The following is a 12,231-nucleotide window of genomic DNA, read 5'->3' as shown; positions in this document are numbered from 1 at the left end:
GCTTGGATTCTTGTTCTGATTGAGAAGGGCGTGCACGGGCTCGGCGCTCACTTACGCCACCCAAACACCCTCAAGACTAGCTGATGAATCGCCTTGCTGAAACGATTCATCAAACGCTGGCACCTTATCCGATAATGGGTAATCCTTGAAGCCCGGTCGTCGTCGAGTCGGTGTAGACTCGCCGCGCTCGCACGCTCGAAATCCTCCCTCTGCATGGTGCTGTGCCCGTGAAACTCAGCGACATCGCCCGCCTGGCCCAGGTCTCGCTGACCACCGCCAGCTACGTGATCAACGGTCAGGCCGAACGTCGGCGCATCAGCCCTGCCACCGTGGCCAGGGTGCTGGCAGTGGTCGAGGAACATGGCTATCGCCCGGACCAGCAGGCCGCCAGCCTGCGCCGCGGGCAAAGCCGCTGCCTGGGCTTCATCCTGCCGGACCTGGAAAACCCCAGTTACGCGCGCCTGGCCAAGCTGCTCGAACAGAAGGCACGCGCCGCCGGCTATCAGTTGCTGATCGCCAGCTCCGACGATGACCCGAGCAGCGAGCGGCAGTTGCTCGAGCTGTTTCGCTCGCGCCGCTGCGAGGCGCTGATCGTCGCCAGCTGCCTGCCAGCGGACGACCCGCTGTATCCGGCGATCGTCGCCGCCGGCCTGCCGGTGGTGGCCGTGGACCGCGCGCTGTCGCCCACCCACATCCGCTCGGTGGTCAGCGATGACGAGCAGGCCGGGCGCACCCTCACCGAAAGCCTGCTGACGCCCAAACCCCGGCATGTCGCCCTGCTCGGCGCCCGTGCGGAGCTGGTCACCAGCCAGGCGCGCGAACGCGGCTTCCATTCGGCGCTGGAAGGTTTCGACGGGCGCATCAGCGTCTACCACGGCGAGCTGTTCAGCCGCGCCTGCGGCTACCGGCAGATGCAGACGCTGCTGGAGGAAGTCGGCTTGCCGGATGCGCTGCTGAGCACCGCCTACGTGCTGCTCGAAGGGGTGTTCGACGCCCTGCGCGAACAGGGCAGCGAGCAGTGGCCCTCAGTGCGCCTGGCCACCTTCGGCGATACCCAGTTGCTGGATTTTCTGCCCCTGCGCGTCAATACCATGAGCCAGCAGCACGAACGCATCGCCGAGCGCGTGCTGGCCTGGACACTGCGGGCGGTGGAACACAACGACTATCAGCCCGGCATCGAAGCCATCGACCGCAGCTTCAAGGACCGAACCCGGAAGTAGGGTGCGCCATGCGCAAACACTGCGGTGAAGGATCGGTGCGCACAGCGCACCCTGCACCTCGTTCCGAGCCCCCTGCTAACCCCCCTGGATTTTCTGCAGCAGCGGCGCGCACTGGCTGGGCTCGTCGCCCGCGCTGGGGGCCACCAGCGCCAGCAACCCGGCCGCCGGCGCCACCGCGACGCCCAGCGCCACCAGACCAACACCCCGCAGCGCCAGCGGCGTGGCCTGCACGCCCGGCGCCGGCTGCTTGAACGTGCCGCGCACATAGAGCGGCGAGCGCAGGGAAAAGATACGAAAGCCCTTGGTCGAGGGGGTGATGGTGAAATCCAGCCGCTCGTTGGCGAAATTGGCGCTGCCATCGACCTTGATCAGCGCATTGTCGGTGTCGATGACGAACAGCCGCGTGCTCATCAGCCCCTGCCTGATGCCGAAATCAGCCGCCGCACAATGGATCTTCACATCCTCGTCGCCGAACAGCCTGCCGACCAGGTAGTTGCCGACGTTCAACCCGGCGATCTCCATCAGCCCGCGACTCACCGCACCATCGTTGATCAGCATCTTCAACTCGCCATCGGCGCTGCCGAGCAATGCGGCCACCGAGTTGCCGCGACCGCTGATGCGCGCATCGCCATTGAGCGCACCGAGGCTGGTCTGCATCGACGCGAAGGAGGGAAACAGCTGCTTGAGCTTGAGCGCGCGGGCACGCAGGCGCATCTGCCCCTGCAATGGCGTGGTGGCGCCATTGAGGCGGATCTGCGAATCGAGCCGGCCACCGGCCATGCCGAAACGCAGCGGCTCCAGACTCAGCGTGCCGTCATCGAGCAGCACATGGGTGTCGAGATCGGTGATCGGCAACTGCTCGCTGTGCACGATGCGCTTGCCGACGAAACGCACATCGGCGTCCATGGCGCGCCAGCGGTCGGTGCGGAACTGCGAAACGGGCAGCGCCTTGTTCGCCGGCTGCGTGTCCCGCTCGCCACGCTCGCGCTTGCCCTCGCTGGAATCGGCGCCAATCAGCGGCGCCAGATCACTGAACAGCAGTTGGTTGGAGGTCAGCCGGCCGGACAGTTTCGGCCGCGGCTCGCGGGCCACGAACGTCAGGTCGCCGTGGACATCGCTGGCGCCGATCTGGCCGTTGAAACCGAGGTAGCGAAAGATCGCCCCGTCGGCATCGTGCAGGTCGGCCTGCAGGCGGCCATCGGTGCTGTACGGCGGGGTATCCGGCAAGGTCACGCCGGTCAGTGGATAGAGGTGACCCAAGCTGGCACCGGACAGGCGCAAGCGCAGATCCAGTGCGCCCAGGTTCTGCGGATCGGTCAGGCTGCCGGCCAGCACGATACGGGTCGCGCCGATGCGCAGATCGGCCTGCAGCGGGAATGGCTGCGACGCGTCATGCAGCGCCAGCAGGCCACCGACCTTGCCGTTAGCGGTCAACGGCTGCCCGCGAAAACTGCCCTGGGTCTGCCAGGCGAAGGCGTAATCCTGGGCGCTGGCATTGCTCTGTGCCAGGCGCTCGGCCTCGCTCTTGCCGACGATCTCGGCGAAAGGGATCGGTTCGCCCAGCGGCTGGATAAGCGCCTCCAGGCGGGTATTGCTGAGCTTGTCGTCGAGCTTCACCTGCCCCTTGTCGAAAGCTATGGTGCCGATATCCAGCGTCCAGGGGCTGGGCTGGTCGGTGTCGTGCGCAGTCTCCTTGCCCAGATCGAACACCCAGTTGGCCCGACCATCGGCCAGGCGCTGCAGGTCGGCGACCGGCGCGCCGAGTTCGATACTGGGGATGCTGATCGTCTTCCACAGCAGCGGTAACGGCGACAGACGCAGACGCACGCTGTCGAGGCTGACGAAGGTATCGCCCTGCGCCCAGTCCGGGTTGCCCAGACGCAGCTGCTCGGCGGCAACCTGCGGCCAGGGCACCCAGGCACTCAAGCCCTGCTGGCCAGCCTCAGGCTGCCAGACCAGGCGCAGGTCACCCTCGATGGCGAACGGCCGATTCAAGGCGGCAGAAACCTGCTCGTTGATCAGCGGCCGCGCCCGATTCCAGTCGAACAGCACCAGAAACAGCATCAACGCTGCCAGCAACAACAGGAAAACGGCGAACAAGGCGCCTACAAACTTGCGCAAATGACGCACCCAGTGACCTCCTTATTTCACTGCCCGAGTGAAACTCGTCCATGTGCATGGGACTGAAAAGATTCGCCAACGCTCCCTTATCCTGGCGTGAAAGGGGAAAATAGCCGATTCTGAACGTCCTTTGGTGAGCAGACCGATGCGCCTGATCGACACCCATACGCACCTGGATTTCCCCGACTTCGACGCCGATCGCGACGAAGTGCTCGCACGCAGCCGCGCGCTGGGCGTGCAGCGCATGGTGGTGCTGGGCGTCTACCAGGCCAACTGGCAGCGCCTGTGGCAGTTGGTCGAGGCCAACGACAACCTGCATGCCGCGTTCGGCCTGCATCCGGTCTATCTGGATGACCATCACCCGCAGCATCTCCTTGAGCTGCGCGACTGGCTGGACAAACTGGCCGGGCACAGCAAGCTGTGCGCCGTCGGTGAGTTCGGCCTGGATTATTACCTGGAACACCTGGATCGGCAGCGCCAGCAAGCGCTGTTCGAAGCGCAGCTGCAACTGGCCGCCGAGTTCGAACTGCCGGCGCTGCTGCACGTGCGCCGTGCCCATGCCGCGACCATCGCCACACTCAAACGCTTTCGCCTGGCGCGCGGCGGCATCATCCACGCCTTCGCCGGCAGCCACGAGGAAGCTCGCGAGTACATCAAGCTGGGCTTTCGCCTCGGCCTTGGCGGCGCCGCCACCTGGCCGCAGGCCAATCGCCTGCACAAGGTGGTCGCACAGCTACCACTGGACACCATCGTGCTGGAAACCGACGCCCCGGACATGGCCCCCGCTATGTATCCCAACCAGCGCAACAGCCCGGAGTATCTGGCTGAAATCTGCAGCGAGCTGGCAGCGCTACGTGACGTTACAGGCGAGGAGCTGGCGGCGGCCAGCAGCCGTAATGCGGATGAGTTGTTCGGTTGGACATAGACCGCACAGAGCGCCGGCAAATCGCCCTACACGACCGTCCGTAGGAGCCCCGCCCCGGGGCGAATGTTTCCAGACCCTGTCGCCCAGATTCGCGGCTGAAGCCGCTCCTACAGGGTCAGCACGACGGTCGCAGGAATGCTGTGGGAGGGGCTTTAGCCGCGACGACTACAAAAGCATCGCCGCTGAAGCCCCTCCCACGGTGCGATCAGACCCGGAATGCGCCGATCAACTGCTTGAGACGCGAAACCAGCTCGCTCAGCTCGCGGCTGGCCTGCTCGGTCTGGCTGGCACCGGCAGCGGTGCGCTCGCCCGCATGGTTGATTTCGACGATGTTCTGGTCGATATCGTGCGCCACCGCCGTCTGCTGCTCGGCCGCCGCAGCGATCTGCTGGTTCTGGTCGACGATCATGCCCACCGCGCCGAGGATATTTTCCAGGGCCTGCTGCACCTTGGCCGACTGGCTGACCGTGCCATCGGCCATCTGGTGGCTGGCGTTCATCGCCTTCACCGCCGCCCCCACGCCGCCCTGCAGCTTGGCGATCATCGCCTCGATCTCTTCGGTGGACTGCTGCGTACGCTTGGCCAGGTTGCGCACCTCATCAGCCACCACGGCAAAACCTCGGCCCTGCTCGCCGGCCCGCGCCGCCTCGATGGCGGCATTGAGCGCCAACAGGTTGGTCTGCTCGGCGATACCCTTGATCACATCGAGCACCTGGCTGATCGCCGCACTGTCGCTGGCCAGCTGATTGATCACCGCCACCGACTGGTCGATTTCACCGGCAAGACGCTGGATCGCACCGACCTGCTGCTCGACCAACGCGCGGCCGCTGACCGTTTCCTGATTCACGCTCTGCGCGCTCCCCACCGCTGCAGCGGCGCTGCGCGCCACCTCCTGGGCAGTGGCGGACATCTGATTCATCGCCGTGGCTACCTGCTCGATCTGTGCACGCTGACCGGCCACCGCCTGGTTGCTCTCGCCTGAAACCAGCTCGACGCGATCCGCCTGGCCGCCGACCTCGCCCACCGTATGCCCGACGCGCTCGATCAGATCATGAATGCGCAGCACGGTCTGGTTGAACACCTGCCCCAGCTCGCCCAGCTCGTCTCGGCTCTGCGCCTGGAAGTTGGCCGTCATATCGCCTGCGGCAACCCTGTCCATCACCTGCCCCAGGTTTTTCAGGGTCGAGCGGGTGGACACGTAGAAGCCGCTGTAGAGGTAGACGATCAACAGGAACACCACCACCAGTGCCACCACCAGCAACACCATCTGCGCACGGTTCTCGGTCAGCCGCTCGCTCAACTGGCTGTCGAGGAACGCCAGCAGGCCGTCGTTGAAGGCGTAGGTCCTGGCCATTTCCTGGCTGACCTGATCGTAGAACTGCGCCCAGGGCGTATCCAGGCTGTCGGCGATGATCACCTGATCCTCGAACAGCACGCCACTGTCCTTCAGACTCTGGCGACTGGCTTCGGCCAGGCTGCCCAGCCCATTCTGCGCAACGACGTTACCGGCCAGTGCCTCCTGCAGATTCAGGCCGTACTCGGCGTGCAGCTTCTCCAGCTGCAGCAGCAGGTCATCGAACTGGGTGCTGGCTGCGGAATTGAGAAAACCCTGCCCCAGGGAATAGGCGCCGATGGCACGGCCTTGACTGAGCACATCGGTGATCTGCGGGGTGACGTTGGTGATCAGCTCGGTGATCTGCCGCACCTGGCGTTGCGGGTCCTGGCTCAACCCCGCCTGACTGGCCACCAGTTTGATGAAGACCTGGGAGGAGCCCAGCAGCTTCTCGACGATGACCGTCTTGCTCTGCAAGGAGGTCTCGGCCTCTGCGCTTTTCAGCTCGGTCAGCAATTCGTCGCGCTTGGCGACGAACTCTGCGGCCTGCTCGGCATCGCTGGTCACCGGCTGCAGCCCTTGCACACCGGCGTTGAGCGACTGCTGCAGTTGATCTATACGCCCCTCCAGATCCCCCGCCTGACCGGACTGACCGATCATCGAGTTGATCTGCACCAGATCGTTGAGGCTCTCGAGATCACGGCGCAGTTGCAGGCTGCTGCCGAGCAGTTCGAGGCTTTGCAGGGCAGTCTGGGTGCCGACGAACTGACGATAGGAGTCGCGCACCAGGTAGAAGTTGGTGACGAGCATGGGCAGGAAGAATAGAACGCTGATCAGGCTGAACTTCATGCCGAAGCTGAGGCGATTCATCAGCGCGATGGCCGGATACAACACGGTCTTCACTAGACGTCTCCAGTTGCCATTATTGTTATAGGTATCGCTTGGATCGCCGACGAGCCTCTCACGGGCTGATCACGGCGTCCTGTGTCGACCGACCTGCGGCGCGCCGATCCATACGGCGAATACAGGCAGATAAATGTGACGAAAATCACCAAACAGGGTCGACTACGGCCTCCTTATACCCCTTATCGACACGCGCCTTTGTAACTTAAGGTTAAACGCGCGCTGAGCGCGTCCAGCCAAGGCCATGCCGGAGCCCCGACTCGGGGCGAATGCTGTTTTGCCATTCGCCGCAGGGCGCGGCCTCCACGAAGCCGGCATGTAGGGCGGGTGCAACCCGCCACTGTGCGTGACAGCAGGTGGCCCCCGCCCTGCATAGCGTTTGGGCAGGATCTCTAGATGAACAGCACCCAGACCGCGTACCCGGCGTACCAGACCACCGCAGCACGGATCAGCAGTTGCCACAGCTGATCCAGGGTCTCGACGCCCTCCTCGCCCATGACCGGCGGCGGCATCTCACCGGCCGCACGCCCAGCCTTGATCACCAGCTGCGCAGCAGAAATGTCCCAGCTCAGCAGCTCATGCAGCAAGGCACGGCTGACGGCGACGAAGTTGCCGACCAGCGCGAAACTGGAAGCCAGGACCCGCGCCGGCAGCCAGTCGAAGGCGTGGCGCAGTTGCACGGCGCGCTCACGCAGGGCGGCTTGCTGCGCATGCTCGGCGCTCAAGGCCAGCAGGCGATAAGCCAGCGCCGCCATGGGGCCGAGCAGCAGATACCAGAAGATAACGGCGAAGAAGCTCTGATAGGCCTGCCACAGCAGATGCCCCTGAACCTGCTGCAGCAGTTCGGTGCTCTCCTCCGGCTGCAACGAAAGATCACGTTCAGCCACGTGGTAAGCCGCCTGACCGTCACCGCGCCGCCAGGCGTCGCGAAACGGCCCCAACGCCGCAAGCAGATCACCACGCCCCAGGCTGTAGATCAGCACCAGCAAATGCACGGGCAAGGCCAGCCAGCCGTAGGCCAGCGGCTTGAGGATCAGCAGCACCAGCCCCAGCGCCAATACCGGCAACAGCACCAGAATGGCCAGGCACAGCCACGGAGCCTGCTGCAGACCGCCTTGTTGCAGACGCTGCAGCTGCGCCAACCAGGGGCCGTCCTGCTGGATGCGCAGACGCCAGGCGGAAAATTTCTCGACCCACAGCACCAGCAGAATCACCAGAAAACTCATTGCTACCTCTCCTTCAATTCGGCGTGCAGACGCGACCAGTCGAACGCTGCCCCCGGGTCGGTCTTGCGCCCAGGGGCGATATCGCTGTGGCCACGGATACGCTGCGTCGACAGCGCCGGGTAAGCGTCCAGCAACTGTCGCGTCAGCTCGGCCAACCTGGCGTACTGGGCGTCGCTGTAGGGCAGATCATCCGTCCCTTCCAGCTCCACGCCCAGGGAAAAATCATTGCAGTTGTCGCGCCCCTCGAACCAGGAAACCCCGGCGTGCCAGGCACGATCCAGGCAGGAGACGAATTGCGTCAGGCCGCCATCACGCTCGATGAAGAAATGCGCGGAAACCTGCAGGCAGGCGATCTCGGCGAAGAAAGGATGCTCGTGCACGGGCAAGCGGTTCTGAAAGAACGCCTGCACCTTGCCGGTCCCGAACTGCCCAGGTGGCAGACTGATGTTGTGCACCACCAGCAGGGAGATTTCGCCACCGGGACGCGCGTTGCAATTCGGCGACGGGCAGTGAGGGATACCCTGGAACCAGCCAGTTGAAGGGTCGAGCTGCATGTGGCACTCCTGAACGTGTCACCACTCTAGAGCAGGTGGCTACGGCGGCCAAGAGCGAGGCCGCAACAGGATGTGCAAAGGCGGGAAATATCCAGGGAAACTCGGAAAAACCCATTCATCGGCACTCCCGCGAAGCCGGGAGCCAGGAGAGGCGCAGACGCTGGATTATCTCCCTTCGGGCCAGCGCAAGCGCTGTTCAGCGATAAAGCTGCAGTTGCGCCTGCGCAGCAATGACGTTTTTTCAGAACATCCCGAGGATCAAACGCTGCAGGAGCCGCGTCTCGCGGCGAATCGATATCGAGCACGCCGCACCATCGAAAAGCTTCGCCCCGGGGCGGGGCTCCTACCGGCCAAGCCGCTGCCAGGAGCGAAGCGCTCCCAGGCAACGATCAGCTGTGCTTCAACTTGCGCAGATTACCGATGACCGACTCCAGGGCGCGATCGAACAGCAGCGCATCGTCAAGCAGGCGCACAGCGTTGCGGCGGAACTCCACCGCCAGCGCGTTGCGCGTCTTCTCCAGCACCTTCATGCCGGTGCGATTGACGAACACGTATTTGCCAGTGGGTTTGATGATGGCCGCCAGCTTGCAGCGCAGCTTGTGCTCTTCATCTTCCTGGATTTCCACCCAGCTCCCCACACGCAGGCTGTCGACCTGCAGCAGCGCCTCGTCGTCGTCCGGGAGCACCACGTCCGGCTCCTGCGGGCGGGTCTGGCCCGGCGCGAGCAGAATGATCTCTTCGACCACCTCGACCATCGCCGGAGCGTCATCGACCTCTTCGGCCGCCGGCAGCTCCAGCAGTGGCAGCTCGATGCCGGCTTCACTCGGATCGGTCTGCGCAGCATCCTCGGCAACGGCCGTCTCGGCTTCAGGGGTCGCGCGCTTGAAGCGCTGGAAGGCCTGCACATGCAGCACTTCCAACTGACTGAAGAATTCGCTGGTAGAGAACGGATCGAACGCAGCACTGGCCATGCCTTCGCGCAGCGCCTTGAGCAAGCCGGGCACCAGCTCCAGCAAGCGCAGACGCGCTTCGGGGTCTTCGTGCGGGGCGACGCTCCAGACCAGGTCATCCATGGTCTGCAGCGCAGCCTGCCATTCGTCCGACTCCACGCCATGCTTGAGGCAGGTGAGCATCAGCACCTTGCTCCAGGCTTCCTGCAGCAGGCGCACCACCACTTCCGGCAGCGTCTTGCCCAGCAGCCGCTCGTTCAGTGCCTGCTCGACCTGGCGGCGGGCCAGTTCGGCCTTGGCGCTGCCTTCCTCGGCGTCGCGGGTACGCTGCTCGAGCAGTTCGCTGCGACGACGCTCATCGCCCGTGAACGCCATGAACTCGGCCAGCAGTTCGGAGAAGATCGCCGGATCATCGACGAAATCGTTCAGCAGGCGCTGAACCACCTGCTCGATCTTCTGATAGAGGCTGTCACGCTGCGCATCGTCCTGATCGACCCAACCCAGCGCGGCAGAGGCGATTTCGTTGAGCAAGCGGCGCGCCGGATGGCTGCCACGGCTGAAGAAGGTCTTGTCCAGTACCGCCACCTTGAGCATCGGAATCTGCAGGCGGCCAATCAGAGCCTTGAGCGAATCCGGCAGGGTGCGGTCATCGAGAATGAACTCGAACAGCATCGACACCAGATTGATCACGTCTTCGTCGACCTCGCCCACCACCCGCGCCTTGCCACTCTTGGCACTGGCACGTTCGAGCAGTCGCTCGAGCTGGTCGCGAAGATCGAAATCCTCGACGCTGACCTGCGCCGGGGCCCGTTGCTGCATGTGCGACAGCAGGCGCATCAGGTCGCTGCTGGTGATCGGCATTGCATCGGCGGCCTGAGCCCGGCGCGGCATCGCCGTGCCACGCACTTGCGAGAGCAGATCCTGCAGCGCACCGAACACTTCCTGCACACCCTGATCGGCGCCTTCGAGCAAGGGAATGCCTTCCTCACCGGACGACTGGACATAAGCGGAAGCTGCCGGGCGCTGCTGACGGCGCGGTGCGGCGGACTTCAGCTCAGGCAGCACGCCTGCGCTGACCAGCGCCTGATTGGCCTCGGCATAAAGCATGTCGCAACTGCCGAGCACGTACTTTTCGAACAGCTTGAGGATGATCAGCTTGACCTTGATCTCCACACCCAGGCTGCTGCAGGCGTCGAGGAAGTATTCGCTGAGCAGGGTCGGGCCGAGCGGGTTGCTCTTGTCATCCAGCTTCTTGCTGATCACCGCATTGAGGCGCGTGGTGAGATGGCCCAAGGCGACAGCATCTCGGCTCATCACCTTGGCCACCATGGCGTCCAGCGCCACGGTCTCTTCCAGCTCGTCGTTCTGCACCAGGCTCAGGCTGTCGAACGACACGGCATCCAGAGCCGGCTGGGGCTTGCCGATTTCGTACTGATTGAGATTGGCGAAGGACTCGAACACCTTCTGCAGAAAGCCGCGCTCGATGTTCTTGCGCTTCAGGCGCAGGTCGCGCATGGCCTCGAAGAACGCATTCTGCTCGGTATTGCTGGTCGCCCGATCCGCCATCTCGAAGAGGGTATCGTCAGCATTGTCGAACAGGCTCTGCAGGTTCTGCTTGAGCTGTTGCGCGGCTTTGTCACGCACCTGAATCAGCGCCACGGGCAGTCTTCCTACCGGCGAAGTTGGCGATTGCTCTGCGGTGGCCTTGTTCAGGTGCACCACGTTCGCGTCGGTCTTCATTCTAGTCTCCCGCAGACTGCCCGAACTCGAGCTTCCTGGTCTGCACAGCGTCAACCGAGCGTCGTCCGTAACGTCAAAGGCCTGGCGTCAATAATGAAAAAAGTAAAGCCATTATAGGGAGGCCGCGCGCCATACCAAGCCAATTTTTCCTGCAGACATGACCCAGATCACAGATAGCCACACGCCACCTACAGACGGTAGTCCCTACACGACAGCCGTATTTCTACAGCCTAACGCTGACAGCCCTGTGACGCTGCCCCGCTGGTCGGGCCGCAGCCGCCTTTTCAGGCGCCGCGACCCGCAGCGAATCCTTTTGCCCCGCGATGATTCCGAGCACACTCCAGCCCATTGCCCTCCCCCTGCCTGCCTCTATAATCGCCGCTCGCCTACACCGGAGCCGATCATGCCCAACCTGACCCTCGCCGACCTCAGCAGCGAAATCGAAGCCAACGTCCGTCGCGCCCTGGCAGAAGACATTGGCAGCGGCGACATCACGGCCCAGCTGATTCCGGCCGAGCGCCTGGCCAGCGCCCGCGTGATCACCCGTGAAGAGGCAGTTATTTGCGGCACCGCCTGGGTCGATGCGGTATTTCGCCAGCTCGACCCGCGCGTCGCGGTGCATTGGCAGGTGCAGGATGGCGACAAGGTCAACGCCGACCAGACCCTGTTCCGCCTCGAAGGCCCGGCGCGCGCACTGCTCAGCGGCGAGCGCAGCGCCCTGAACTTCCTGCAGAGCCTGTCTGCAGTCGCCACCCGCTGCCGCCACTATGCCGACCTGGTAGCAGGCACCCAGGTAAAGCTGCTGGACACCCGCAAAACCCTGCCGGGCCTGCGTCTGGCGCAGAAGTACGCCGTGACCTGCGGCGGCTGCCACAACCACCGCATCGGTTTGTACGATGCTTTCCTTATAAAGGAAAACCACATCGCCGCCTGCGGCGGCATCGCCCAGGCCATCAGCGCCGCCCAGCAGATCGCCCCAGGCAAGCCGGTGGAAGTGGAGGTGGAAAGCCTGGAAGAGCTGCGCGAAGCCCTGGAGGCGGGCGCCGATATCGTCATGCTCGACGAACTGTCGCTGGACGACATGCGCGAAGCCGTGAGACTCACCGCCGGCCGCGCCAAGCTCGAAGCTTCGGGCGGCATCAATGACAGCACCTTGCGCGTGATCGCCGAGACGGGCGTGGACTACATCTCGCTGGGGACGCTGACCAAGGATGTGAAGGCGGTGGACTTGTCGATGCGCCTGGCGTTGTAAGCCACCA

At 64.1% G+C, this 12,231-nt stretch carries 8 protein-coding genes and 1 pseudogene; 3 read left to right on the top strand and 6 right to left on the bottom strand.

The features are described from left to right. Positions 1–227 precede the first annotated feature (227 nt). Positions 228–1,220 carry a catabolite repressor/activator gene (gene cra / locus ACN0X6_RS14340; protein WP_417704878.1) on the top strand — a complete coding sequence of 331 codons (993 nt, stop codon included), beginning with the start codon at positions 228–230 and terminating at the stop codon, positions 1,218–1,220. Between the two features lie 75 nt (positions 1,221–1,295). On the opposite strand, the gene ACN0X6_RS14335 is transcribed toward cra, so the two are convergent. Continuing rightward, positions 1,296–3,350, bottom strand: a complete 2,055-nt coding sequence (locus ACN0X6_RS14335) for an AsmA family protein (protein WP_417704876.1) — start codon at positions 3,348–3,350, stop codon at positions 1,296–1,298. A gap of 136 nt (positions 3,351–3,486) precedes the next feature. Between ACN0X6_RS14335 and ACN0X6_RS14330 the strand changes: the two genes are divergently transcribed. Beyond that, positions 3,487–4,266 (top strand): TatD family hydrolase, encoded by a 780-nt coding sequence (locus ACN0X6_RS14330; protein ID WP_417704874.1) that lies wholly within the window; start codon positions 3,487–3,489, stop codon positions 4,264–4,266. Between the two features lie 205 nt (positions 4,267–4,471). On the opposite strand, the gene ACN0X6_RS14325 is transcribed toward ACN0X6_RS14330, so the two are convergent. The 5 genes and pseudogenes from ACN0X6_RS14325 to ACN0X6_RS14305 all read right to left on the bottom strand — a co-directional run bounded on the left by ACN0X6_RS14325 (position 4,472) and on the right by ACN0X6_RS14305 (position 10,972). After that, positions 4,472–5,176: a methyl-accepting chemotaxis protein gene (locus ACN0X6_RS14325; RefSeq protein WP_371821454.1), complete on the bottom strand. Its 705-nt coding sequence runs from the start codon at positions 5,174–5,176 to the stop codon at positions 4,472–4,474. A 150-nt stretch (positions 5,177–5,326) separates the two neighbouring features. Then, positions 5,327–5,533, bottom strand: a pseudogene (locus ACN0X6_RS14320) (HAMP domain-containing protein); the annotation flags it as partial. A gap of 1,361 nt (positions 5,534–6,894) precedes the next feature. Next, the gene (ampE, locus tag ACN0X6_RS14315; RefSeq protein WP_417704872.1) at positions 6,895–7,728 is read right to left on the bottom strand and encodes a regulatory signaling modulator protein AmpE; all 834 of its coding nucleotides are present in this window, start codon (positions 7,726–7,728) and stop codon (positions 6,895–6,897) included. A gap of 2 nt (positions 7,729–7,730) precedes the next feature. Beyond that, positions 7,731–8,282: a 1,6-anhydro-N-acetylmuramyl-L-alanine amidase AmpD gene (gene ampD / locus ACN0X6_RS14310; RefSeq protein WP_417704870.1), complete on the bottom strand. Its 552-nt coding sequence runs from the start codon at positions 8,280–8,282 to the stop codon at positions 7,731–7,733. 389 nt (positions 8,283–8,671) lie between these two features. Next, positions 8,672–10,972: a DUF1631 domain-containing protein gene (locus tag ACN0X6_RS14305; protein ID WP_417704868.1), complete on the bottom strand. Its 2,301-nt coding sequence runs from the start codon at positions 10,970–10,972 to the stop codon at positions 8,672–8,674. 403 nt (positions 10,973–11,375) lie between these two features. Here ACN0X6_RS14305 and nadC point away from each other — a divergent pair, with 403 nt between their 5' ends. After that, positions 11,376–12,224: a carboxylating nicotinate-nucleotide diphosphorylase gene (nadC, locus tag ACN0X6_RS14300; RefSeq protein WP_417704866.1), complete on the top strand. Its 849-nt coding sequence runs from the start codon at positions 11,376–11,378 to the stop codon at positions 12,222–12,224. The last annotated feature ends 7 nt before the right edge of the window (positions 12,225–12,231 follow it).

This window comes from Pseudomonas sp. (assembly GCF_048269965.1).
Classification (GTDB): domain Bacteria; phylum Pseudomonadota; class Gammaproteobacteria; order Pseudomonadales; family Pseudomonadaceae; genus Aquipseudomonas.
Note: the sequence above shows the minus strand (reverse complement) of the source record. Positions and strands in the feature narration are given on the sequence as shown.